At 70.6% G+C, this 24527-nt stretch carries 20 protein-coding genes; 4 read left to right on the top strand and 16 right to left on the bottom strand.

Annotated features, from left to right (window positions below; genetic code table 11):
* Nucleotides 1-95: 95 nt before the first annotated feature.
* The 10 genes from aroQ to IA22_RS0119500 form a co-directional block, all read right to left on the bottom strand.
* A complete protein-coding gene (gene aroQ, locus IA22_RS0119545; RefSeq protein WP_015576382.1) occupies nt 96-539 on the bottom strand; it encodes a type II 3-dehydroquinate dehydratase in 444 nt (147 codons plus the stop codon).
* Nucleotides 536-2182, bottom strand: a complete 1647-nt coding sequence (gene aroB / locus IA22_RS0119540) for a 3-dehydroquinate synthase (protein WP_081889848.1) — start codon at nt 2180-2182, stop codon at nt 536-538. The genes aroQ and aroB overlap by 4 nt, the downstream gene beginning before the upstream one ends.
* Nucleotides 2179-3363, bottom strand: coding sequence for a chorismate synthase (gene aroC / locus IA22_RS0119535; RefSeq protein ID WP_015576384.1), 1185 nt, complete (start codon nt 3361-3363; stop codon nt 2179-2181). Before aroC ends, aroB begins: the two co-directional genes overlap by 4 nt.
* 176 nt (nt 3364-3539) lie before the next feature.
* Nucleotides 3540-3995 (bottom strand): hypothetical protein, encoded by a 456-nt coding sequence (locus IA22_RS0119530; RefSeq protein ID WP_014157370.1) that lies wholly within the window; start codon nt 3993-3995, stop codon nt 3540-3542.
* 106 nt (nt 3996-4101) lie between these two features.
* Nucleotides 4102-4932, bottom strand: a complete 831-nt coding sequence (locus tag IA22_RS0119525; protein ID WP_015576385.1) for a shikimate dehydrogenase — start codon at nt 4930-4932, stop codon at nt 4102-4104.
* Complete coding sequence (mltG, locus tag IA22_RS0119520) at nt 4929-6734, bottom strand: endolytic transglycosylase MltG (protein ID WP_030124305.1); 1806 nt, start codon at nt 6732-6734, stop codon at nt 4929-4931. The genes IA22_RS0119525 and mltG overlap by 4 nt, the downstream gene beginning before the upstream one ends.
* Before the next feature lie 100 nt (nt 6735-6834).
* Nucleotides 6835-7308 (bottom strand): Holliday junction resolvase RuvX, encoded by a 474-nt coding sequence (ruvX, locus tag IA22_RS0119515; protein WP_014157367.1) that lies wholly within the window; start codon nt 7306-7308, stop codon nt 6835-6837.
* Between the two features lie 8 nt (nt 7309-7316).
* Nucleotides 7317-9986 (bottom strand): alanine--tRNA ligase, encoded by a 2670-nt coding sequence (gene alaS / locus IA22_RS0119510; RefSeq protein ID WP_015576388.1) that lies wholly within the window; start codon nt 9984-9986, stop codon nt 7317-7319.
* The gene (locus IA22_RS0119505; RefSeq protein ID WP_014157365.1) at nt 9986-10282 is read right to left on the bottom strand and encodes a hypothetical protein; all 297 of its coding nucleotides are present in this window, start codon (nt 10280-10282) and stop codon (nt 9986-9988) included. Before IA22_RS0119505 ends, alaS begins: the two co-directional genes overlap by 1 nt.
* A 7-nt stretch (nt 10283-10289) precedes the next feature.
* Complete coding sequence (locus tag IA22_RS0119500; protein WP_030124304.1) at nt 10290-10724, bottom strand: DUF948 domain-containing protein; 435 nt, start codon at nt 10722-10724, stop codon at nt 10290-10292.
* 242 nt (nt 10725-10966) lie between these two features.
* On the opposite strand from IA22_RS0119500, the gene IA22_RS0119495 reads away from it, so the two are divergent.
* Nucleotides 10967-13150, top strand: a complete 2184-nt coding sequence (locus IA22_RS0119495) for an ATP-binding protein (protein WP_030124303.1) — start codon at nt 10967-10969, stop codon at nt 13148-13150.
* A 14-nt stretch (nt 13151-13164) separates the two neighbouring features.
* Here the strand turns inward: IA22_RS0119495 and rpsD are convergent, their stop codons facing one another.
* Entirely contained in the window at nt 13165-13779 is a 615-nt protein-coding gene (gene rpsD, locus IA22_RS0119490; protein ID WP_014157362.1) for a 30S ribosomal protein S4, read from the bottom strand.
* 188 nt (nt 13780-13967) lie between these two features.
* On the opposite strand from rpsD, the gene IA22_RS0119485 reads away from it, so the two are divergent.
* Nucleotides 13968-14669: a DUF2470 domain-containing protein gene (locus IA22_RS0119485; protein ID WP_030124302.1), complete on the top strand. Its 702-nt coding sequence runs from the start codon at nt 13968-13970 to the stop codon at nt 14667-14669.
* 10 nt (nt 14670-14679) lie between these two features.
* On the opposite strand, the gene IA22_RS0119480 is transcribed toward IA22_RS0119485, so the two are convergent.
* The 4 genes from IA22_RS0119480 to IA22_RS0119465 all read right to left on the bottom strand — a co-directional run bounded on the left by IA22_RS0119480 (nt 14680) and on the right by IA22_RS0119465 (nt 19144).
* Entirely contained in the window at nt 14680-16053 is a 1374-nt protein-coding gene (locus tag IA22_RS0119480) for a replication-associated recombination protein A (RefSeq protein ID WP_014157360.1), read from the bottom strand.
* A 44-nt stretch (nt 16054-16097) separates the two neighbouring features.
* On the bottom strand, nt 16098-16733 hold the full coding sequence (locus IA22_RS0119475) for a vitamin K epoxide reductase family protein (protein WP_015576392.1): 636 nt from the start codon (nt 16731-16733) through the stop codon (nt 16098-16100).
* 446 nt (nt 16734-17179) lie between these two features.
* Nucleotides 17180-18442 carry a histidine--tRNA ligase gene (gene hisS, locus IA22_RS0119470; RefSeq protein WP_030124301.1) on the bottom strand — a complete coding sequence of 421 codons (1263 nt, stop codon included), beginning with the start codon at nt 18440-18442 and terminating at the stop codon, nt 17180-17182.
* 15 nt (nt 18443-18457) lie between these two features.
* Nucleotides 18458-19144 (bottom strand): MBL fold metallo-hydrolase, encoded by a 687-nt coding sequence (locus IA22_RS0119465; protein ID WP_015576393.1) that lies wholly within the window; start codon nt 19142-19144, stop codon nt 18458-18460.
* Between the two features lie 148 nt (nt 19145-19292).
* Between IA22_RS0119465 and IA22_RS0119460 the strand changes: the two genes are divergently transcribed.
* Together IA22_RS0119460 and IA22_RS0119455 are read left to right on the top strand one after the other, a co-directional pair.
* Nucleotides 19293-20081, top strand: a complete 789-nt coding sequence (locus IA22_RS0119460; RefSeq protein WP_015576394.1) for a peptidylprolyl isomerase — start codon at nt 19293-19295, stop codon at nt 20079-20081.
* A gap of 188 nt (nt 20082-20269) precedes the next feature.
* The gene (locus tag IA22_RS0119455) at nt 20270-21499 is read left to right on the top strand and encodes a DUF349 domain-containing protein (protein ID WP_015576395.1); all 1230 of its coding nucleotides are present in this window, start codon (nt 20270-20272) and stop codon (nt 21497-21499) included.
* 234 nt (nt 21500-21733) lie between these two features.
* Here IA22_RS0119455 and IA22_RS0119450 read toward each other — a convergent pair whose 3' ends face one another.
* Complete coding sequence (locus tag IA22_RS0119450; protein WP_030124300.1) at nt 21734-24388, bottom strand: RelA/SpoT family protein; 2655 nt, start codon at nt 24386-24388, stop codon at nt 21734-21736.
* Between the last annotated feature and the right edge of the window lie 139 nt (nt 24389-24527).

Below are 24527 nucleotides of genomic sequence, written 5' to 3'. Positions count from 1 at the left end.
CGTCTCGTACAGGCATTTGGCGCTGATCGACGGCAACCGTACCTTCCCCGGCGGCCATGCGGTGAACGGGCGGGGAAGGTACGAAGTGCCCGGTGTCAGTCCGTCAGTTCGTCCGCGAGGGCCCTCAGGGCCAGCCGGTAGGATCCGATGCCGAACCCGGCCACGGTCCCGGTGGCCACCGGTGCGACCACCGAGGTGTGGCGGAATTCCTCCCGTGCGTACGGATTCGAGATGTGCACCTCGATCAGCGGGGCGGTGCGCTGGGCTGCCGCGTCGCGCATTCCGTACGAATAGTGCGTGAAGGCACCCGGGTTGAGAACGACCGGAATCGAACCGTCTGCCGCCTCGTGGAGCCAGCGGATCAGCTCGCCCTCGTCGTTGGTCTCGCGGACCTCGACGTCGAAGCCGAGCTCCTTGCCGAGGACCTGGCAGGCCTCGACGAGACCGGCGTAGGAGGTCGCACCGTAGACATCGGGCTCGCGGGAGCCGAGACGGCCAAGGTTCGGCCCGTTGAGCACGAGGACCCTGCGGGCCGTCACGCGGAGACCTCCCCGTAGGCGGCGAGCAGCACGGCCGGGTCGGGGCCCTCCAGGACGGTGGGCTTGCCGATGCCGTCCAGGACGATGAAGCGCAGCAGGTCGCCGCGGGACTTCTTGTCGACCTTCATGTTCTCCAGCAGCTTGGGCCACTGGTCACCGCGGTAGGTGAGCGGCAGCCCGACGGCCTCCAGGACGGCGCGGTGCCGGTCGGCGGTGGCGTCGTCGAGACGTCCGGCGAGCCGGCCCAGCTCCGCGGCGAACACCATGCCGACCGAGACGGCCGCGCCGTGGCGCCACTTGTAGCGCTCGTTCTTCTCGATGGCGTGGGCCAGTGTGTGCCCGTAGTTGAGGATCTCCCGGAGGCCGGACTCCTTGAGGTCGCTGGAGACGACGTCGGCCTTGACCCGGATGGAGCGCTCGATCAGCTCCGCGGTGTGCGGTCCGGCGGGCGTACGGGCGCCTTCCGGGTCGGCCTCGACGAGGTCGAGGATCACGGGATCGGCGATGAAACCGGCCTTGATGATCTCGGCCATGCCGGAGACGTAGTCGTGGACGGGCAGCGAGTCCAGGGCGGCGAGGTCGCAGAGCACCCCGGCCGGCGGGTGGAAGGCACCGACGAGGTTCTTGCCCTCGGCGGTGTTGATGCCGGTCTTGCCGCCGACCGCGGCGTCGACCATGGCGAGTACCGTCGTCGGAACGGCGATCCAGCGGACCCCGCGCAGCCAGGACGCGGCGACGAACCCGGCGACATCGGTGGTGGCGCCGCCGCCGACCCCGACGATGACGTCGGTGCGGGTGAAGCCGGTCTGGCCGAGTGCCTTCCAGCAGTAGGCGGCGACCTCGACGGTCTTGGCCTCCTCGGCGTTCGGCAGCTGGATCGCGATGGCCTCGTAGCCCTGGGACGCGAGGTCCTCGCGGACCGCCTCACCGGTCTCGGCGAGCGCCTCGGGGTGCAGGACGGCGACCCGCTTGGCCTGGTCGCCGATGAGGTTCGGCAGCTCGCCGAGTAGCTGGCGGCCGACGAGCACCTCGTACGGGTCGGTGCCTGCCGTGCCGGCGATCTGGATACGGGTGGTGCCCTGCTCGGTCATCGTGTGGTTCTCCTGGCCGGCCGGCACGGCCGCGGCCGTCCGTTCCGGCAGTCCTGTCGCGTCGAGGACCGCCTGGGCGACCTCTTCGGGGGTGTGTTCGTCGGTGGCCACGGTCACGCCGGCCACGTCCTCGTACAGATGGCGCCTGGCGTCCATGAGTTCACGCCACTGCCGCCGCGGGTTGACGGCGAGCAGGGGGCGGGCGGTGTTCAGCCCGACCCTCCTGACCGCCTCGTCGACGTCCATCGACAGGTAGACGACCCGGTGGCCGGCCAGGAGCCCGCGGGTCGTCCCGTCGAGCACGGCACCGCCGCCGAGCGCGAGAACGCCCGGATGCTCGGCGACCGCGTCCCGGACCGCCCGGCGCTCCAGGGAGCGGAACCGCTCCTCGCCCTCGTCGAAGAAGATCTCCGCGATCGACTTGCCGGCCGCGGCCACGACGTCCGCGTCGGTGTCGCGATACGTGGTCCCGAGCCGGTCGGCGAGCAGTTCGCCCACGGTCGACTTGCCGACCCCCATCGGGCCGACCAGGACGATCAGGGGGGCGCTCACCGGATCTGGAGGTGGGAGAGGTACGACTGCACGTTGCGGTGGGTCTCGGCCACGCTGTCGCCGCCGAACTTCTCCGCGACGGCGTCGGCCAGCACCAGGGCGACCATCGCCTCGGCGACGATCCCGGCGGCCGGGACGGCGCACACGTCGGAACGCTGGTGATGGGCCTTGGCCGCCTCGCCGGTCACGACGTCGACGGTGGCGAGCGCGCGGGGCACGGTGGCGATGGGCTTCATGGCGGCGCGGACCCGCAGCAGCTCACCGGTGGTCAGCCCGCCTTCGGTGCCGCCGGAGCGGCCGGAGGTGCGCCTGATGCCGTCCGGGGTGGCCACGATCTCGTCGTGCGCCTTGGAGCCGGGCACCCGGGCGAGGTCGAAGCCGTCGCCGACCTCGACACCCTTGATGGCCTGGATGCCCATCAGCGCGGCTGCGAGGCGGGCGTCGAGCCTGCGGTCCCAGTGGACGTGCGAGCCGAGGCCGACGGGGACGCCGTAGGCGAGCACCTCGACGACTCCCCCGAGGGTGTCGCCGTCCTTGTGGGCCTGGTCGATCTCCTCGACCATCGCCTTCGACGCCTCGGCGTCCAGGCAGCGCACGGGGTCGGCGTCGAGCCGCTCGACGTCGGAGGGCTTCGGGTAGACACCGTAGGGCGCCTTGGCCGCGGCCAGCTCGACGACGTGCGAGACGATCTCGATGCCCGCGGTCTCCTTGAGGTAGGAGCGGGCCACGGCGCCGAGGGCGACCCGGGCCGCGGTCTCCCGGGCGCTGGCGCGCTCCAGGACCGGGCGGGCCTCGTCGAAGCCGTACTTCTGCATGCCCGCCAGGTCGGCGTGGCCGGGGCGGGGGCGGGTCAGCGGGGCGTTGCGCGCCTGCTCGGCCAGTACGTCGGGGTCGACCGGGTCGGCCGACATCACCTGTTCCCACTTGGGCCACTCGGTGTTGCCCACCATGACGGCGACCGGAGATCCCATGGTGAGGCCGTGCCGGACACCGCCGAGGAAGGTGACCTCGTCCCTCTCGAACTTCATCCGGGCGCCGCGCCCGTAACCGAGCCGTCGCCGGGCGAGCGCGTCCGCCACCATCTCCGTGGTGACGGGAATACCGGCGGGAAGACCCTCCAGCGTCGCCACCAGTGCGGGGCCGTGCGACTCTCCGGCGGTCAGCCAGCGCAACCTGCTCAACGGTGCTCCTCATGCTCGCGCCTGTAACTGCAACGGCGCGACCGGGTGCGCGGCCCTGGCCCGCCGCCCTCGATCCTCCCACGATCAGGGACGATTCCCTGCCGCCGGTCCAGGGGGCGGACGCCGCGGTCCCGTCTCCCGGGGCCGGGAGTCGGGACCGGAGCCGGTGCGGATCGTCAGCCGCAGTTCGAGTAGGTGCTGGTGTGGTACCAGTCGCGGATGCTGGAGGCGCCGATCTCCTGGTAGTGCGCCCAGAAGCGGACGCACTTGCCCGGGGCGTTCAGATACACCGGACCCGCGTAGTATTTGTAGTCGTCGTCGTCCTTCTTCATCGAGCCGCCCTCGGCCTGGATCCCCGCGCCGAGCCCGGTGGCGGTGCCGTAGTAGGCACCCGCGTTCTCGTGCTTGACCGTGACCACGCAGTTGTTGCCGGTGGACGAGCTGTAGAGCAGGAACACCGTGACGTTCTGTCCCAGGCCCAGCGAATACTGCCGCTGCACGTAGTAGCTCGACCCGCAGGCCGAAACAGCCTTCTGGGCGGGCGTGGACGCACTGGCGACCCCGGTCCCGGTCACGAGCAGTGCGAACGCTGCGGCAGCTATCGCGGCGGCTCTGGCAATCGGTCTGCGCATGGAACCCTCCCCGGCGGCACGCTCGTGCCGCCTCCGCCGAGGAGCGTAGTGAAAGTGCGCACCGGCGTGGCGGGAGCAGATCGATCAGGCCATCAACTGGCGAGAATCAGTGAGTCCGCGCCGCGAGCGCCGCCTCGCCCGCCGCGCGCATGACGGCGAGAGGTGCGTCCAGGCCCGTCATCTGCTCCACCTGAAGGACCGCCTGGTGCACCAGGAGATCGAGGCCTCCCACGACACCCGCTCCGGTCGCCCCCCAGCGCGAGGCCAGCGCGGTCGGCCAGGGATCGTAAAGGACGTCGAAGAGCGTGCCCGGCGCCGACGGGACGGCGCCGGCGAGGGCGTCCGTGGTGCCGGCCGGGGTGGTGGCGATCACCAGGGGCGCACGCAGGGCCTCATCGGCCTCGGCCCAGTCCGCGACCCTGACGTCGACGCCGAGCCGTCGGCCCCAGCCGCGCATCTCGTCGGCCCGGGCCTCGCTGCGCACGTAGGCCGTGACCGGCCCGGTGCAGATCTCCGCGAGAGCCGCCAGCGCGGAGGACGCCGTCGCCCCTGCGCCGAGGACAGCCGCCGTCCCGACCTTCTCCACGCCTCGTTCGCGCAGGGCGGCGACCATTCCGGGGATGTCCGTGTTGTCGCCGAGCCGCCGGCCGTCCTCGGTGAGGACCACCGTGTTGACGGCCTCGACGGACGCGGCGGTGTCGCTGATCCCGTCCAGCATCGGCATGATCGCCCGCTTGAGCGGCATCGTCAGGGAGAGCCCGGCCCAGGTGGAGTCCAGACCCTCGACGAAGCCGGGGAGTCCTGCCTCGTCCACCTCGAAGCGGTCGTACGACCAGTGGTCGAGGCCGAGCTCCGTGTAGGCGGCCCGGTGGAGGACCGGGGAGAGGGAATGCGCGATGGGCGAGCCGAGGACGGCGGCCCGACGGGTGACGCTCACTGGTTGGCCTGGTTCTCTTGGTACTTCTCGCGGTTGCGCTCGTGCTCCGCGTTGGTCACCGCGAACAGCGTCTTGTCCTCGGTCACGGAGACGAAGTAATACCAAGGGCCATCTGCGGGACTGATCGCCGAGTGCAGGGCATCCGCGCCCGGGTTGGAAATAGGGCCGAGCGGAAGTCCCTTGATCCTGTACGTGTTGTACGGATCGTCGATCTCCCTCAACGCATCGACGGCACCCACGTCCAGCGTGCTCTCGGCGCGGATGTAGTTGATCGTCGAGTCGAATTCCAGTCGGCCGACGGTTTCCAGGTTGTCCGGCTTGAGGCGGTTGTACACCACCCTCGAAACCTTGTCGAAGTCGTGCTTGTACTTGCCCTCCTTCTGGACAAGGCTCGCGACGGTGATGACGTCGAGCGGCGAATCCAGATTGAGCTTCTTCGCGTTCTGTTCGAGGTCGAGCTTCCCGTATTCCTTGTTGGCCCTGGTGACCATCTTCTTCAGCACGTCCTCGGGCTTCGAACCCTTGGGAACGGCATACGCTGCGGGGAAAAGGAAACCCTCAAGCGGGTCCTTCACCTTCGGGTCGTCATCCGCCCAATCGGGCAGCCCGAGGCTCTCGGCCTTCGCCTTCGCGACACCTGCCGTGGTGCCCGCCTTCAAGCCGAGCCTCTTGTCGATTTTCGCGTAGATCTCGGTCGAGATCGAACCCTCCGGGAAGACCAGAGCATTTTGACTCTTCGGGTTCAGCATCAATTCGATGGCGCTGTCGGCAGACATCTCCTTCTTCAGGAGGTAGACGCCGGCTTGCAGGGATCCCCCCTTGGGGTTCCCGTTCTGCGCGGAGACGAAGGCATCGACGGACTTGACGACGCCCGCCTTCTTCAGAATGCTCGCGATCTCGTTGCCCAGGGCGCCGTCCGGGATCTCCACCTCGACCGATCCCGTGCCGCTGCCTTCGTAGTCGGGTGCCGCGCCGAACTGGTTCTGGTAGTACGAGTAGCCCACGTAGCCCACCCCGCCGAGCCCTCCGACGAGGACCACGGCCACGCCCAGGCAGGCGCAGCCATTGCGGCTCTTCTTCTTGCCCTTGCCTCGGCGCTCGCCACCGCCCCTGCGGGACTCGCGCGGGTCGTCGTCGTGGTCGTCCTCGTCGCGCTCGGCGTCTTCCCGGGAGCGGGAACGGGAGTCACGGGTGTCGGCCGGCTCGTCGGCACCGGTGAAGAAAGGATGCGTCTCCTCCTGCGGCACCTCCGGGTCCCAGTCCGGGTTCTTCTGCTGCGCGGGCTCCTCGCGGCGCCCCGGGGGCTGCGGCGGCGGATAGGCCTCGGGGGTTGCGTAGTGGTCACCCTGGTCGCCGTAGCCGCCGGGGGTGTTGCCGTACTCGGGCTGATGCTGGGCCCCGTACGGCATGGCCGCCTGCTGGCCCGTGTCCCAGCCGCCGTCGTAGTGCGGCTGCTGCGGCTGGGCGTAAGGATCCTGCGGGGACCCGTACTGCTGAGGCTGGTGCTGGTGCTGCTGCGCGTACGGGTCGTGCTGCTGCGGCTGCTGGTGCTGCTGCTGGGCGTACGGGTCCTGCTGCTGCGGCTGCTGCGCGTACGGGTCCTGCTGGTAGCCCTGCTGGGCGTACGGGTCCTGCGCGTAGGGCTGCTGCCGGCCGTCGTGCTGGCCCTGGCCGGACTGCTGGCCTTCGTACTGGCCCTGGCCCTGGCCGTGGGCGGCCTGGTGGCCCCATCCCTGGTCCCCGTACAAGGGGTCCTCCGGATGCCACGGTTCGGAGCCGGGGCCCCGGCCATACTCAGTCATCGATCCCCTTGAGCCGCGAGACGACGCTCCGTCTCTTCGCTTTGCTGTGCGGTGCCTGTTCGAACACCGCCGCATCGCGCGGAACGTTACCGTATCGCGATCAGACAACCACTTCGACGCCCTCGCCCGGAGCGCTGCCTGACGCCCGTTCGGACTCCAGAGCGTTCTGAAGGATCACCACAGCGGCAGCCTGATCGATGACAGACCGGCCCTTCTTGGACTTCACGCCCGAAGCGCGCAGCCCTTGAGTGGCCGTCACTGTGGTCATCCTCTCGTCCAGGAGACGTACAGGAATCGGTGCGACGGCACGGGCGAACACCTGGGCGAACGCGCGGACCTTCGCGGCCGCCGGGCCCTCCCCGCCCCCGAGGGAGCGGGGCAGCCCGACGATGACCTCGATCGGCTCGTACTCCTCGACGATCTGGCCGAGCCGCCGGTGGGCGGCCGGGACGTCGCGTCCCGGCACGGTCTCCACCGGCGTGGCGAGGATCCCGTCGGGGTCGCACGAGGCGACCCCGATCCGGGCATCGCCGACATCGATCGCGAGTCGGCGTCCTCGGCGCATCTGCGACATGACCGGCGTCACGCCGTCTCGGTGACGAGGCGTTCGACAGCGGCGACGGCGTCACCGATGGCGTCCGGGTTCTGCCCGCCGCCCTGGGCGACGTCCGGCTTGCCGCCGCCACCGCCACCGAGGGTCTTGGCGGCGGTGCGGACCAGGTCACCGGCCTTGAGGCCACGCTCGCGGGCCGCCTCGTTGGTGGCGATGACCGTCAGCGGGCGGCCGTTGGCCGTGGTGAACAGGGCCACGACGGCCGGCCGGCCACCCTGGATGCGTCCGCGCACGTCGAGGACCAGCTTGCGCAGGTCGTCGGCCGTGGTGCCGTCCGGCACCTGCCCGGTCACGAGGGCGACGCCGCGTACGTCCTTGGCCGACTCCACGAGCCCGGCGGCGGCGGCGAGCACCTTCTCCGCGCGGAACTTCTCGATCTCCTTCTCGGCGTCCTTCAGCTTGCCGAGCATGCCGGAGATCTTCTCGGGGAGCTCCTCGGGACGGCCCTTGAGCAGCTCCTGGAGCTGGGCGACGACCGTGTGCTCCTTGGCGAGGAAGTTGTACGCGTCCACGCCGACCAGGGCCTCGATGCGTCGCACACCGGAGCCGATGGAGGACTCGCCGAGCAGCTTCACCAGGCCCAGCTGGGCGGTGTTGCCGACGTGCGTGCCGCCGCACAGCTCCTTGGAGAAGTCGCCGATGGTGACGACGCGGACCCGCTCGCCGTACTTCTCGCCGAACTCCGCGATGGCGCCCTGCTTCTTGGCGTCGTCGATGGACATGACTTCGGCCTGGACGTCGAGTTCCCGCGAGAGGACCTCGTTGATCTTCTGCTCGACGTCGGTGAGGACCGTGCCGGGCACGGCGGCGGGCGAACCGAAGTCGAACCGGAACCGGCCCGGCGAGTTCTCCGAACCGGCCTGGGCGGCCGTCGGGCCGAGGGCGTCGCGCAGCGCCTGGTGCGTGAGGTGCGTGGCGCTGTGGGCGCGGGCGATGGCACGACGACGGGTGTTGTCGATGGCGGCGTAGGCGGAGGCGCCGACCGTCACCTCGCCGACCTGGACCGAACCCTTGTGCACGGAGACGCCCGGTACCGGCTGCTGCACGTCCCGGACCTGGATGACGGCACCGCTGTCGAGCTTGATCCGGCCCTGGTCGGCGAGCTGTCCACCGCCCTCGGCGTAGAACGGGGTGCGGTCGAGGACGACCTCGACCTCGTCGCCCTCCGTGGCGGCGGGCGAGGGCACGCCGTCGACGAGCAGACCGACGATCTTCGACTCGCCCTCGATGCTGGCGTAGCCGGTGAACTCCGTGACTCCCGAACGGTCGGCGACCTCACGGTAGGCGGACAGGTCGGCGTGACCGGTCTTCTTCGCCTTGGCGTCGGCCTTGGCGCGCTCGCGCTGCTCCTTCATCAGGCGGCGGAAGCCGTCCTCGTCGACCGAGAGGCCCTGTTCGGCGGCCATCTCGAGCGTGAGGTCGATCGGGAAGCCCCAGGTGTCGTGCAGCAGGAACGCCTTGTCGCCGGCCAGGACCTTGCCGCCGGCGGCCTTGGTCTCGGTGACGGCGGTGTCGAGGATGTTCGTGCCGCCCTTGAGGGCCTTGAGGAAGGCGGCCTCCTCGGCCAGGGCGACGGTCTCGATGCGCTTGCGGTCGGTGATCAGCTCCGGGTACTGCTGCCCCATGGTGTCGACGACGACGTCGACGAGCTCACGGACGACCGGGCCGGTGGCGCCCATCAGCCGCATGTTGCGGATGGCGCGGCGCATGATGCGGCGCAGGACGTAGCCGCGGCCCTCGTTGCCGGGGGTGACGCCGTCACCGATGAGCATCACAGAGGTGCGTACGTGGTCGGCGACGACGCGCAGCGAGACGTCGGAACCCTGGTCGGCGCCGTAGCGCACACCGGTGAGCTCGGTGGCCTTGTCCATGACGACGCGCAGGGTGTCGGTCTCGTACATGTTCTGCACGCCCTGCAGGATCATGGCGAGCCGCTCGAGGCCGAGCCCCGTGTCGATGTTCTGCGACGGCAGGTCACCGAGGATCGGGAAGTCCTCCTTGCCGTCGCCGGCGCCCCGCTCGTACTGCATGAAGACGAGGTTCCAGATCTCCACGTAGCGCTCGTCGTTGACCGCCGGACCACCCTCGACGCCGAACTCGGGGCCGCGGTCGTAGTTGATCTCGGAGCAGGGGCCGCAGGGCCCGGGGACGCCCATGGACCAGAAGTTGTCCTTCTTGCCCAGGCGCTGGATCCGCTCGGCGGGGACACCGATCTTCTCGCGCCAGATCTGCTCGGCCTCGTCGTCGTCCAGGTAGACCGTGATCCACAGGCGCTCGGGGTCGAGGCCGAAGCCGCCCTCCTCCACGGAGTTCGTGAGCGCCGCCCAGGCGAACTCGATGGCGCCTTCCTTGAAGTAGTCGCCGAAGGAGAAGTTGCCGCACATCTGGAAGAACGTGCCGTGCCGGGTGGTCTTGCCGACCTCTTCGATGTCCGGCGTGCGGACGCACTTCTGCACGCTGGTGACGCGCGGGGCGGGCGGCTTGACCTCGCCGAGGAAGTACGGCTTGAAGGGGACCATGCCCGCGGGGACCAGCAGCAGAGTCGGGTCGTCCGCGATGAGCGACGCCGAAGGCACGACGGTGTGACCGCGCTCCTCGAAGAAGCTCAGCCAGCGGCGACGAATTTCAGCCGACTCCATCAGTGGTCCTCATTCCGGTTGTTCGAGTTGTAGGGGAGTGTGCGGTGGGCGACGAGTCCGGGGTCGGCAGGAGCTTCGATACCGAGAGCCCCGCCCAGTTCGGCTTCGCGCCTGACCATGCCCTCACGCACGTCGAGAGCGAAGTCCTTGAGCTTGTGGCCCGCCTCGATCGCCTTGTCGGCGGCCTGCGCCGCGAGGCTCTCGGGGGTCAGCTGCCGGATCTTGCGGTTGACCTTGGTGGTGGCCCAGACGCCGGCGGCTGCGCCGGCGGTGAACCAGAACGTACGGCGGAACATCGCTGGGTCAGTCCTTCTGTCCGCGGGAGCTTCGGCCGTTCCGCTTCCTGACGCGGGCCAACGGCACGGTACGGCCGACGATCACGGCGCGGGCGGGCTCCGGGGCGGGCGTGGCACGGCGGCCGATCGCCTGCCGCACGCCGTAGCCGAACGCCGCGACCTTCACCAGCGGGCCGCCGAACGTCGACGCGACGGTGGTGGAGAGCGCCGAGGCGTTGGAGGTGACCTCCTGGACGTCACTGGCGATGGCGTCGACCTTGTCCAGCTGTGTCTGCGCGGAACGCAGCGTGGCGGAGGCGTCGGCGAGCAGCGGGACAGCCTGCTCCGTCACGTCCGCCACCAGCGCGGTGGTCGCCCTGAGCGTCTGCGCCAGCCTCACGAGTACCACCGCGAGGAAGGAAACCAGGATCGCCCAGAAGACAGCCACCAGGATGCCGGCCACCTCTCCACCGGACACAGTGCACCGCTCTCTGCTCGTCGCCCGCATCGGCGGGGACCCTCTCCCCGCCGGTGTCTGCCTGCCGCCGGCCGGCCGGCGCTTCCTGCCACCTCTGCCGATCGTCGTCCCCCCGAGCCTATCGCGCCGGGCGTCGCACGCCGTACCGCATTAGGGGAGGGCGGCCACGGTCCGCGGAAGCGGGGAGATTGTACGGAGAGCTCGCGTGCCAGTACTCTGCGTGTTTCATGCGACGCCCTCAGCTCCCCTGCCCCACGCCCGACGGTACGGAGCCCGCCCCCGTACGCGGCAATCTCCCGGCGGAGCTGAACACCTTCGTGGGACGTGACGCGGAACTGGCCGAACTCGAGTCGCTGCTGGACGAGTCCAGACTCGTCACCGTGGTGGGGGTGGCCGGTGTCGGCAAGAGCCGTGTCACCGCCCGGGCAGCCGCTCTGATGGAGAAACGGTACTGCGACGGCGTATGGATCGCCGAGCTGTCCGACGTCCACGACCCAGGGCTTCTCGTGCACGCCCTGGTCGACGCACTGGGGCTCACCGACCACACCAGCAGGTCACCTCGCGCGGTGCTGGCCGAGCACTGTGCGGAGCGCCGGCTCCTGCTCGTCATCGACGGGTTCGAGCATCTCGCCGGCCCGTGCGCGTCACTCGTGCGGGAACTGCTGCGCCGGGCGCCCGGCCTCCGGGTGCTGGCGGCCGGCCGCAGGCCCCTGCGGGTGGACGGCGAAGTCGCCTTCCCGCTGATGCCGATGACGGACGACGACGCCCTGGAACTCTTCGTCCGGCGCGCGTCCGCGGTGCGCCCGGGCTTCCGGCCTTCCGACGGGGAACGAGAGACGGCGCGGGAAGTCTGCCGTCGCCTCGACGGCATCCCGCTCGCCCTGGAGCTCGCCGCCGGACGGCTGCGGGCTCTGACGACGGAGCAGGTCCTGCACCGCCTCGACGACCGTTTCCGGCTCTTGACCGGTGGCAGCCCCAGCGCACTCCCCCGGCACCAGACGCTCCGTACGGCCATCGGCTGGAGCCATGAGCTGTGCGCTCCGGAGCAGCGGCTGCTGTGGGCGCGGCTCTCGGTGTTCGCCGGGCAGTTCGACCTCGAGGCCGTCGAGTACATCTGCAGCGGTCCGGGCCTGCCCGCCGACTCCGTGCTCGACGTGCTCGACGAACTGCTGACGCAGTCCGTGGTGATGCGCGAGGACTCGGCCGCCGGCAGCCGCTACCGGCTGCTGGACACGGTGCGGGAGTACGGCGCCGAGTGGCTGGGGGCGACCGGGGACGCCGATCGGCTGCGCCGCAGGCACCGTGACTGGTACCTGGGCCTCGCGACGTGGTGCGAACTCGACTGGTTCGGCCCCAGGCAGGCGGAGGCCGCGGCGCGGATCGACAGTGAACTGCCCAATCTCCGCAGAGCGATGGAGTGCTCGATGGAGAACCCGGAGGAGGTCCATCTCGCGCAGTACCTGGCGGGCACCCTGTGGTTCTACTGGGCGGGCTGCGGACGTCTCGCCGAGGGCCGTCACTGGCTGGACCACGTCCTGGAGGAGGAGTCCCCCTACGACCACTCGCGGCTGAAGGCCCTGTGGGTCCTGGGATACGTCGCGGTGCTGCAGGGGGACCCGGTGGGAGCGGTGTCGGCCCTGCAGGAGTGCCGCGAGGAGGGAGAACGCTCGGGGGACGCCACCGCCGTGGCCTACGCCGTGCACCGCACGGGCTGCCTCTCGATCGTCACGGACGACCCTGCCCGGGCCGAGGACCTGCTGCGCGAGGCGCTGGGGCGCTACCGGGAGATCGGCGAGCTGAACAGCAACGTACTGATGGCGCAGGTCGAACTGGGCATGGCCGTGGCCTTCCGCGGCGACCTGGAAGCGGCCACGGTGATCTGCGACGAGGTCCGGGAGATCTGCGAGGACCACGGTGAGCGGTGGACCCTGGCCTACGCGCTGTACGTCCTGGGCTACGCGGCCCTGCGGGCGGGGCTGGGCGGACGGGCGCGCCGGATGCTCGCGGAGTCGCTGTCCATCACGCACGCCTTCCACGACCTGCTGGGCACGGTCCTGTCCCTGGAACTGCTGGCCCTCGTCACCGCGACGGAGGGCGACGCCGCAGAGGCCGCGGTGCTGCAGGGGGCGGCCGACCGGATCTGGCCCTCGGTGGGCCTGCCGCTGTTCGGCTCCGCCCACTACGGCAGACCGCGGGCGGAGTGCGAGGAACGGGCCAGAGCGCAGCTCGGCGACGCCCGGTACGACGGGGAGCGGCAGTCGGGCCGCCGGCTGGACACACAGGCCGCGGTGGCACGGGCGCTCCGGGCCGGGGCCGCCAGAACCGGATCATCCGGGACCGGGGCGGCCGGGGAAACGCGAAGGCCCGCCGCCTCCCGTACACCAGGGAGGGGCGGGCCCGAGCTCGGCTGAGAGCTACACCTGCGTCAGCGGGCGTAGTACTCGACGACGAGCTGCTCGTCGCAGATGACCGGGATTTCCTTGCGGTTCGGGTCACGGTCCAGGCGGAAGGCCAGGGCCTTCAGGTTCACCTGGAGGTAGCGCGGGGTCTCGCCGTCGGTGTCGTAACCACCCTCACGGGCCACCTGGAAGGGGACCTTGGAGCGGCTGCGCTCGCGGACCTGCACGACGTCGTCGGGGCGCACGCGGAAGGACGGCTTGTCGACCTTGCCACCGTTGACCTCGATGTGGCCGTGGACGACCATCTGGCGGGCCTGGTAGATGGTGCGGGCGATGCCCGAACGCAGGACCAGGGCGTCGAGACGGCGCTCGAGCTCGACGACCAGCGCCTCGCCCGTCTTGCCCTCGGCCTTACGGGCGCGGTCGTAGGCGCGCGCCATCTGGCGCTCGCTGATGTCGTACTGCGCACGCAGACGCTGCTTCTCGAGCAGACGGACCTTGTAGTCCGAGTTCTGCTTGCGGCCACGGCCGTGCTCGCCCGGCGGGTAGGGGCGGGCTTCGAAGTACTTGACAGCCTTCGGCGTCAGGGCGATGCCGAGGGCACGCGACTTCTTGACCTTGGGACGCGACTGGTTAGGCACGTTCTCCAGACCTCCGTTGTAGGTTAGGTTAGGCTTACCTTACTCAAGGAGATCGCATGTCTCGCCCTGGGAACACCACACACGTCACGGACAGCACAGACAGCGACGGCACACACAAAGGTGCCGTAACGACGGAAGGCCGATCTGATCGTGGTCAGCCGCGTCCCAGCGGGCTTGAAAACACTCGGATGCCGTCAGCAGCCGAGCGCACACGAACTCTCGTACAGAGTACCTGCTCCGCGGTGCTGCTCGTACCCGGGCTGTCGGTCATCCACCCGGACCAGCTGATGCCCGACAGCAGGAGCATCGGTCCCGAGGGGGACCTGTTCCTCGGCTTCCCCTCCGGTTCCCCGGTCGTACGGGCCGCGACGCGCGCCCAGGGCGACGAGCTGACCGCTGTGCTGGAGATCACCGACGTCGCTCCGGTCTCCGTCCCCCACCGCATCCGCGGACGCGCCAGGGTCGCCGGCTGGCTCACCGCCGTGCCGGGGCTCGCACAGCCCGGCCGGACGATGCTCCGGCTGGAGACCGGGGAGGCGTCGGTGGACGACCTGTGGGGCTTCGAGGAGGTGGAGCCGGAGGACTTCCGGGACGCCGTCGCCGACCCGCTGGTCGCGCACGAGGCCGAGCTGCTCCAGCATCTGCACGCCGCGCACCGCGAGCAGATGGCCTCCTTGTCCGCCTTGCTGGGCGACCGGGGCGAGTGCGGCTGCGCCGAGCACCGGCTCGACGCCGTCCCGGTCTCCGTCGACCGGTTCGGCCTGCGGGTGCGGTTCGTCGAGGACGGCGACGCCTGCTTCGACGCCCGGTTCGAATTCCCCGATCCCGTACGGGACATCGGCGAGCTCCGCCGGGCGATGCACATCCTCTTCGAGGCGGCGGCCTGCTGAGCGGCCGCCGTCACGAGGCCGCGGGACCGCTCGGCTCCCCGCGGCCCAGCCGCTCACGGACCCGCTCCGCCACGTCGGCGTAGCGCGCCTCCGCGCCGTACCGGGTGGGTTCGTAGTAGCGCCTGCCGCGGACGGCGTCCGGGGCGTACTCCTGGGCGGCGATCCCGCCCGGGACGTCGTGCGGGTAGACGTACCCCTGGGCGTGGCCGAGCTTGGCGGCGCCCTTGTAGTGGCCGTCGCGCAGGTGGGCCGGGACCGGGCCCGCCAGTCCCCGGCGCACGTCCTCCTGCGCGGCGGAGATCGCCAGCGTCGCCGCGTTCGACTTGGGGGCGAGCGCCAGCGCGATCGTGGCATGGCTGAGGGTGAGCGCCGCCTCGGGGAAGCCGATCATCGCGACCGCCTGGGCCGCCGCCACCGCTGTGGGCAGCGCCGTAGGGTCGGCGAGCCCGATGTCCTCGCTGGCGGAGATCATCAGCCGCCTCGCGATGAAGCGCGGGTCCTCCCCCGCCTCGATCATCCGGGCCAGGTAGTGGAGTGCGGCGTCCACGTCGGATCCGCGGATCGACTTGATCAGGGCGCTCGCCACGTCGTAGTGCTGGTCGCCGTCACGGTCGTACTTCACGGCGGCGCGGTCGACGGTCTCCTCGAGCGTCTCCAGCGTGATCTCGTCCTCGTGCTTGGAGAGTGCCGCCCCCGCGGCGGCCTCGAGCGCGGTCAGCACCCGCCGGGCGTCTCCCCCCGCGATCCGCAGCAGGTGCGCCTCGGCGTCCTCGGGAAGGGTGACGGCTCCGGCCAGCCCCCGCTCGTCGGTCACGGCCCGGCGCAGCAGGGCCCGCAGGTCGTCGTCGCCGAGGGGCTCCAGCGTGAGCAGCAGGGAGCGCGACAGCAGGGGGGAGATGATCGAGAAGTACGGATTCTCCGTGGTGGCCGCGATGAGCGTGACCCAGCGGTTCTCCACGGCCGGCAGCAGCGAGTCCTGCTGGGCCTTGGAGAACCGGTGGATCTCGTCGAGGAAGAGGACGGTCTCCTTGCCGAAGCCGCCGGTGGCGCGGCGCGCGCCCTCGATGACCGCCCGGACCTCCTTGACGCCCGCGGTGATCGCGGAGAGCTCCACGAAGCGCTTGTTGGTGGCCTTGCTGACCACGTACGCGAGGGTCGTCTTCCCGGTGCCGGGCGGGCCCCAGAGGATCACCGACGACGGTCCGGCGGGTCCTCCGCCGCCCTCACCGACGAGGCGGCGGAGCGGGGAGCCCGGCTTGAGCAGATGCTGCTGGCCGACGACCTCGTCCAGGGTGCGGGGACGCATCCGGACAGCGAGGGGGCTGCTGGACGGGTCCTTCTCCTGGCGGTCTTCGGCTGCTGCGGTAAAGAGGTCGGGCTCCACGCGGGAAAGCCTATGTCACCCCACCGACAGGACCGCCTTGGGCGTCAGCTGGTCCAGAAGTCCCACCAGCGGGTCAGGATCAGCATGCCGATGATCCCGATCCAGAGCACCGGCGGCACCCAGTGGAACTCGGTGAGCGCGTTCCGCAGCCAGGCGGGTGCGGGCAGGATGCCGTGCCTGACGTTGTGCGTGGTGACGTAGCAGAACATGAAGATCGTGGCGACCCAGGCCAGGCAGCACCACAGGCACAGCGAGTTGATGTTGTACAGCGACTGGTACTGCAGCCAGGTGCAGAAGCCGACGCCGAACAGGGTGCCCGCGTTGAGGCCCAGCCAGTACCAGGCGCGGAAGCGGGCACCGGCGAGGAGCGCCATGCCGATGCCGATGACCACCGAGTAGGTGGCGATGCCGAGCATCGGGTTGGGGAAGCCGAAGGCGGACGCCTGCTCGCTCTTCATGATGTTGCCGCACGCGACCACCGGGTTCAGGCTGCAGCCCGGGGTGAAGCTCGGGTCCTCGAGCAGCTTGAACTTGTCGATCGTGATCACCCAGGCGGCGAGCAGCCCGGCCGCTCCCGTGATCACCAGCAGCAGGGCGAGCGCGCGACTGCCGCCGAAGGTCTTCGCGCCGTTGTCCTCTTCCTGCCGCGAGGAGGAGTGGTCTACCGCTGCCATCGTCATATCGCCGTTCCATCACTGAGTAGCCAGCCGGGCATCGTCATTGTGCCGCACCACCGTCACGGCCATCCGTTCGATGCGCATAAAGGTGTTCCCGGCAGGGGTCCTCGGCCCGGTGCTCCGCCAGGCCCGCGCCACCGGCCCGGGCGCGCGGCCGGCCCGCGCGGACCGGGCGGGCGCCCTGACCGCCCGCGGCCGGTGCGGCGGCCCCGACCTGCGGCTCGCGTCCCCCGGCGGGGCCCGTGGGTCCCTCGTGAGCGCTGGGACGCGGGGGGACGGACCCCACCGCCGCGGGCAGCCGGAGGCGTTCCCCGATCGAGGCCATCTCACAGGATGAATTCGCTCGCACCGGATTGACGCAGCCCGCTCCCGGACCGCGCGGACACCACCTGGACGCGCCTGTGCCCGCCCGGACGGGCCGGGCGGGCACAGGCGGACGGGCCGTCGGCTCAGGCGAGCTTCGCCTGGATCACGGCCACCAGGTCACCGACCGCCACCGCTTCCTGCTCGCCGGACTCCATGTCCTTGAGCTGGACGTCGCCCTCGGCGAGGTCCCGCTCCCCGGCGACGACCGTGTAGCGGGCGCCGGAGCGGTTCGCGCTCTTCATGGCGCCCTTGAGGCCGCGGCCGCCGAAGGCGAAGTCCGTCGCGACGCCGGCCTTGCGCAGTTCGGTGACGAGGCCGAAGAGCACGCGCCGCGCCTCCTCGCCGAGCGGCACCGCGTAGACGCTGGTCGAGGCGGGGATGTCGAGCTCGATGCCCTCCGCCTCCAGGGCGAGCACCGTGCGGTCCACGCCGAGGGCCCAGCCGACGGACGGCAGCGCGGGGCCGCCGATCATCTCGGAGAGGCCGTCGTAGCGCCCGCCGCCGCCCACCGCGGACTGGGAGCCCAGACCGTCGTGGACGAACTCGAAGGTCGTGCGGGTGTAGTAGTCGAGGCCGCGGACCAGCTTCTCGTCGTCCTCGAACGCGACGCCCGCCGCCGTCAGCAGGTCGCGGACCTCCTCGTGGTACGCCTTGCAGGCGTCGCAGAGGAAGTCGCGCAGCATCGGGGCGCCGGTCAGCTGCTTCTGGACGTCGGCCCGCTTGTCGTCGAGGACCCGCAGCGGGTTGATCTCGATGCGCCGGCGGGTCTCCTCGTCGAGGTCGAGGTCCCGCAGGAACGTCTGGAGCGCCTCGCGGTAGACGGGGCGGCACTCCTTGTCGCCCAGCGAGTTCAGCAGGATGCGGAACTGCGTGAGGCCGAGCGAGCGGTACGCCTGGTCGGCGAGGATGATCAGCTCGGCGTCGAGCGCGGGGTCCTCCGTGCCGATGGCCTCGGCGCCCACCTGCGAGAAGTGGCGGTAACGGCCCGCCTGCGGGCGCTCGTAGCGATAGTACGAACCCGAGTACCAGAGCTTGACGGGGAGGTTGCCGACCTTGTGGAGGTTGGCCTCCAGCGCGGCGCGCAGCACGGACGCGGTGCCCTCGGGACGCAGCGCGAGCTTGTCGCCGCCCTTGGTCTCGAAGGCGTACATCTCCTTGGACACGATGTCGGTGGACTCGCCGACGCCCCGGGCGAACAGGGCGACGTCCTCGAAGCCGGGGGTCTCGATGTACCCGTAGCCGGAGTTCTTCAGGGGCGAGGAGATCGCCTCACGCACCGCGAGGAACTTCGCGGAGCGGGGCGGGGTCAGGTCGTACGTGCCCTTGGGGGCCTGGAAGGTGCTCACAGGTTTTTTCTCTCGTCACATTCCTCGGCGGGGCGCGTCCAGTCCGTGCAGGTACGGATTGGAGGCGCGCTCGCGGCCGATGGTCGTCTGGGGGCCGTGGCCGGACAGCACCACGGTCGAGTCGTCGAGCGGCAGGCACACACGGGCCAGCGACGCGAGCAGCTCGGCGTGGTCGCCACCGGGCATGTCGGTGCGTCCGACGGAGCCGGCGAAGAGCAGGTCGCCCGAGAAGAGGATCTGCGGGACGTCCGCGACCTCGGGCATCCGGAACGTCACCGACCCCTTCGTATGGCCCGGTGCGTGCGCGACGCCGAACTCCATGCCCGCGAGCTTCAGCGCCGCGCCGTCGGACAGTTCCTTCACGTCGTCCGGCTCGCCGACGGTCAGCTCGCCCATCAGCGGCATCCCGATGGAGCGTCCCAGCGCCTTCTCCGGGTCGCTCATCATGTAGCGGTCCTCGGGGTGGATCCAGGCGGGGACGTCGTGGGCCCCGCACACGGGAACCACGGAGGCGACGTGATCGATGTGGCCGTGGGTGAGGACGACGGCGACGGGCTTGAGCCGATGCTTCTTCAGCGTTTCCTCGACGCCCTGCGCGGCCTGGTGGCCCGGGTCGATGATCACGCACTCCTCGCCTGCGGCAGGGGCGACCAGGTAGCAGTTGGTCCCCCAGGCCCCGGCGGGGAACCCGGCAATGAGCACGATCGTCCTTAGTTTTTCGTCCGACGAGGAGGGCCGCGGAGGGTGATGCGGCAGACCAGAGACTACCGGCGCTCCTCATTCCACAGCTAACCCATATACCGTACGGGCATTCCAGGTCCGATCACACGACGCACAAGGAGACCATCCGGTGGTCAGCAGCGATCAGCGGCGACGGCAGCTCGCCCGGGAGAAGTTCGAGCGGCAGCAGCAGCGCCGGGAGGAAGCGCGCCGGAGGACCAGGCGTCTCACGGTGATCATCGCCTCGTCGGTGGCCGTGGTCGCGGTCATCGGCGTGGGCGCGTACCTCGCGCGCGGCGGGGACGACACGAAGAACTCCGCGGACGCCGCCGCGAGCGCGAGCCCGTCGGCTTCGCCCTCGGAGAGCGAGAGCAGCGCTCCCGAACCCGCGATGAAGATCGACAAGAAGGCCGAGTACACCATGTCGCTCAAGACGAGCCAGGGTGACATCGGCATCGCGATGGACGCGTCGAAGACCCCGCACACGACGAACTCCTTCAAGGCCCTGGCGGACAAGGGGTACTTCGACGACACCAAGTGTCACCGGCTGACCACCGAGGGCATCTTCGTCCTCCAGTGCGGCGACCCCAAGGGTGACGGCACGGGCGGTCCCGGCTACACGATCCCGGACGAGAATCTGACCGCGCTGGGCAAGGCGGGCGACGACGGCTCGGTGACGTACCCCGCGGGCACCGTCGCGATGGCGAACACCGGCCAGCCGGGAACGGGCGGCAGCCAGTTCTTCCTCGTCTACAAGGACACCAAACTGCCGCCCAGCTACACGCCGTTCGGCACCATGGACGACGCGGGCCTGAAGGCGGTCGAGAAGGTCGCGAAGGCGGGCGTCGCCGAGGGGGCGGGTGACGGTGCTCCGAAGAAGGCCGTCACGGTCGAGAAGGTGACGGTCGACAAGGCGTGACCCGCACGCGGCCGTCCGGCGGGGCGTTCCCGGAGCGCACCGAAGAATTTCAGCCGCGCTGAGTGCGGACAGCCGGGTGGCCGGTCGCCTAGATTGGCGTTGTGCAGGGCGGGCGCTGCCCGCCGCAGGAAACTGTGGACGATGCACGGGGGGCGAACCCCCTCGATGCATCAGGTGGAGGAGGCGCTGTGAGCAGCGACCCGTGGGGCCGTGTCGACGAGACGGGCACCGTGTACGTGCGTACGGCCGAGGGCGAGCAGGTCGTCGGATCGTGGCAGGCCGGTACCCCCGAGGAGGCACTGGCCTATTTCGAGCGCAAGTACGAGGGCCTGGTGGTCGAGATCGGCCTCCTCGAGCGGCGGGTGAAGACCACCGACCTGTCGGCGAAGGACGCCACGGCGGCGATCGACCACCTGCGTCAGCAGGTGGACGAGCACCACGCCGTCGGCGATCTCGCCGCGCTCGGCAAGCGGCTGGACGCGCTCGTCGCGACGGTCGACTCGCGGCGCGAGGAGCGCAAGGTCCAGAAGGCGAAGCAGACCGACGAGGCCCGTCAGGCCAAGGAGGCGCTCGTCGTCGAGGCCGAGGAACTGGCGCAGAGCGAGCAGTGGCGGTCGGCGGGTGAGCGTCTGAGGGCGCTCGTCGACACGTGGAAGGGGCTGCCTCGTCTGGACCGCAAGTCCGATGACGAGCTGTGGCACCGCTTCTCGCACGCCCGTTCCGCCTTCTCCAAGCGGCGCAAGGCCCATTTCGCCGCGTTGGACGCCCAGCGCGAGGACGCCCGCAAGGTCAAGGAGAGGCTGGTCACCGAGGCCGAGTCGCTCTCCGGCTCGACCGACTGGGGTGCGACGGCCGCGCGTTACCGCGACCTGATGACCGAGTGGAAGGCCGCGGGCCGCGCCCAGCGCGAGGCCGAGGACGAGCTGTGGAACCGCTTCCGCGGCGCCCAGGACGTCTTCTTCGGTGCCCGCAGCGGTGTCTTCGCCGAGCGGGACGCGGAGCAGGGCGAGAACCTCAAGCTCAAGGAGGAGCTCGCCACCGAGGCCGAGAAGCTGGTGCCGGTGAAGGACCTGAAGGCGGCCAGGGCCGCGTTCCGTTCCATCAACGAGCGCTGGGAGGCCATCGGCCACGTCCCGCGTGACGCCCGTCCGAAGGTCGAGGGCCGGGTGCAGGCCGTGGAGCGGGCGCTGCAGGAGGCCGAGGAGTCCGAGTGGCGCCGGACGAACCCGGAGGCACGGGCACGTGCCGCGGGTCTGACGGGTCAGCTCCAGGCGGCCGTCGACAAGCTGCGCACGCAGATCGACACGGCGCGCGCCTCGGGCAACAACGCCCGGGCCGACAAGCTCTCCCGGGAGCTCGAGGGCCGTCAGGCCCTGCTGGACCAGGCCCTGAAGGGCCTGGAGGAGTTCGGCGGCTGATCCGGACGAACCGTCCGACACGAGGGGGGCTCCCGTACGGGAGCCCCCCTCGTGTGCGTAAGGCGACCAGAGGTACGGCGCCGGTGGTGGTCGGACCCGGGCGCGATGATCTCCCTGTCGGCACGCTCGCAGGTGCCGGCACCGGGCTCACTCCTGCCTACGGCCGGTGCGCGACGCGTGGGTGGTCGAGGACGCCGTGTCCGGCAGGCTCCCCGCCTGCCGGACACGGCGTCCTCAAGGCCTGCGCGCCGAGGTGACCCGGTAGACGTCGTAGACGCCCTCCACGCCGCGCACGGCCTTCAGGACGTGTCCCAGGTGCTTGGGGTCGCCCATCTCGAAGGTGAACCGCGAGGTGGCCACCCGGTCGCGGGAGGTCTGCACGGCCGCCGACAGGATGTTCACGTGCTGGTCGGACAGCACGCGGGTGACGTCGGAGAGCAGCCGCGACCGGTCGAGCGCCTCCACCTGGATGGCCACCAGGAAGACGGACGACTGCGTGGGCGCCCACTCGACGTCGAGGATCCGCTCGGGCTGCTGCGAGAGCGAGTCGACGTTGACGCAGTCCGCGCGGTGCACGGAGACACCGCTGCCCCGGGTGACGAATCCGATGATCGGGTCGCCCGGAACGGGAGTGCAGCAGCGGGCCAGCTTGACCCAGACGTCCTCCACGCCCTTAACGACCACGCCGGGGTCGGCATTGGCCCGGCGCTTGCTGCGCCCGTGCGAGGGCGGTGAGCTCTCCGCCAGGTCCTCGTTGGCCGCGTCCTCGCCGCCGAGCGCCTGGACGAGCTTCTGGACGACGCCCGCCGCGGCGACGTGCCCTTCCCCGATCGCCGCGTACAGCGAGGAGATGTCGGGGTAGCGCATCTCGTGGGCCAGCGTGACCAGGGAATCGCCGGTCAGGATCCGCTGGATCGGCAGGTTCTGCTTGCGCATGGCCCGCGCGATGGCGTCCTTGCCCTGCTCGATCGCCTCGTCGCGCCGCTCCTTGGAGAACCACGCGCGGATCTTGTTGCGCGCCCGGGGCGACTTGACGAACTGGAGCCAGTCACGGGAAGGCCCGGCGCCCGCCGCCTTGGAGGTGAAGACCTCCACCAGGTCACCGTTGTCGAGGGTCGACTCCAGAGGGACGAGCCGTCCGTTGACCCGTGCCCCTATGGTCCGGTGGCCGACCTCCGTGTGGACGGCGTACGCGAAGTCGACCGGCGTCGCGCCGGCGGGCAGCGCTATCACGTCGCCCTTCGGCGTGAAGACGAACACCTCGTTGCGCGACAGGTCGAAGCGCAGGGACTCCAGGAACTCGCTGGGGTCCTCGGTCTCCTTCTGCCAGTCCAGGAGCTGGCGCAGCCACGCCATGTCGTTGACGGTGTCCTGGCCGCGGCCGCCCGCGTGCTTGGGGACGTCGGTGCGCACCTTGGACGCGCCCGCGACGGCCTCCTGCTTGTACTTCCAGTGCGCGGCGATGCCGTACTCGGCGCGGCGGTGCATGTCGAAGGTACGGATCTGGAGTTCGACGGGCTTGCCGCTGGGACCGATCACGGTGGTGTGCAGCGACTGGTACATGTTGAACTTGGGCATCGCGATGTAGTCCTTGAACCGCCCGGGCACCGGATTCCACCGGGCGTGGACGGTGCCGAGCGCCGCGTAGCAGTCGCGGACCGTGTCGACGAGGACCCTGATGCCCACCAGGTCGTAGATCTCGGCGAAGTCGCGGCCTCGCACGATCATCTTCTGGTAGACGCTGTAGTAGTGCTTCGGCCGCCCGGTGACGGTGGCCTTGATGCGGGCGGCGCGCAGGTCCGCCTGCACCTCGTCGGTCACTATGGCGAGGTACTCGTCGCGCTTGGGCGCGCGCTCGGCGACGAGGCGGACGATCTCGTCGTACATCTTGGGGTAGAGGATCGCGAACGCGAGGTCCTCCAGCTCCCACTTGATGGTGTTCATGCCCAGGCGGTGGGCCAGCGGCGCGTAGATCTCGAGGGTCTCGCGGGCCTTCTTCTCCTGCTTCTCCCGCTTGAGGTAGCGCATGGTGCGCATGTTGTGCAGGCGGTCGGCGAGCTTGATGACGAGGACACGGGGGTCCTTGGCCATGGCGACGACCATCTTGCGCACGGTCTCCGCCTGGGCGGCCTCACCGAACTTGACCTTGTCGAGCTTGGTGACGCCGTCGACGAGGAGGGCGACCTGGTCGCCGAAGTCCTTGCGCAGGGTGTCCAGGCCGTACTCGGTGTCCTCCACGGTGTCGTGGAGCAGCCCGGCCATCAGCGTCGCCGGGTCCATGCCGAGCTCGGCGAGGATGGTGGTGACGGCGAGCGGGTGGGTGATGTACGGGTCGCCGCTCTTGCGCTTCTGACCGCGGTGCCAGCGCTCGGCCACCTGGTAGGCGCGCTCGATCTGGCGCAGGGTGGCGGACTCGATCTTGGGATCGTTGCCCCGGACCGTGCGCAGCAGGGGTTCGAGCACCGGGTTGTACGGGCTGGAGCGCTGCACGCCCAGTCGTGCGAGACGGGCCCGGACGCGGCTGGAGGAGCCGCCGGAGCGCGCGGGCGCGGCCGGCGGGGTGGCGGAGGTCCGGGCCGGGGGCTTGGCGGCGGGGGCCGGAGGCTTCTGCGCCGCGGGCGCGGAGGCGGGCTTCTCCTGTGGCGCGGGCTTCGTCGCGGAGGACGGCGCGGCCTTCGTCCCGGGAGGGGGCGTCGGCTTCGCCGCCGTCGCCGGGGCGGCCGGGGTGCCGGGCGACTCGGGGGCCGGAGCCTTGGCCGGGCCCTGCGTGTGCTCGCCCGCGGAACCGGAGGCGCCCGGACCTTCGTGTTGCGTCTCCCCGGGCGTGGCGGAGGCCGCAGCGGGCCTTTCGGGCTGCGGGGCGGCGACTGGCTGGGCCTCGTCTGGCAAGAGCGCTCCTCGTGCGGATCCGGGCTACCGGAAAGCCCATGGTATCGACCTCCGGGCAGGACCTCGCCCGGGGAGTGTGGAACCCCTCACGACGCAGGACGGGTACCCGGATGTTCCCGGGTACCCGTCCTGTACCTCC

This window comes from Kitasatospora papulosa (assembly GCF_000717245.1).
In the GTDB taxonomy this organism is placed as follows: domain Bacteria; phylum Actinomycetota; class Actinomycetes; order Streptomycetales; family Streptomycetaceae; genus Streptomyces; species Streptomyces papulosus.
This window is presented reverse-complemented; position numbering and strand designations above follow the sequence as displayed.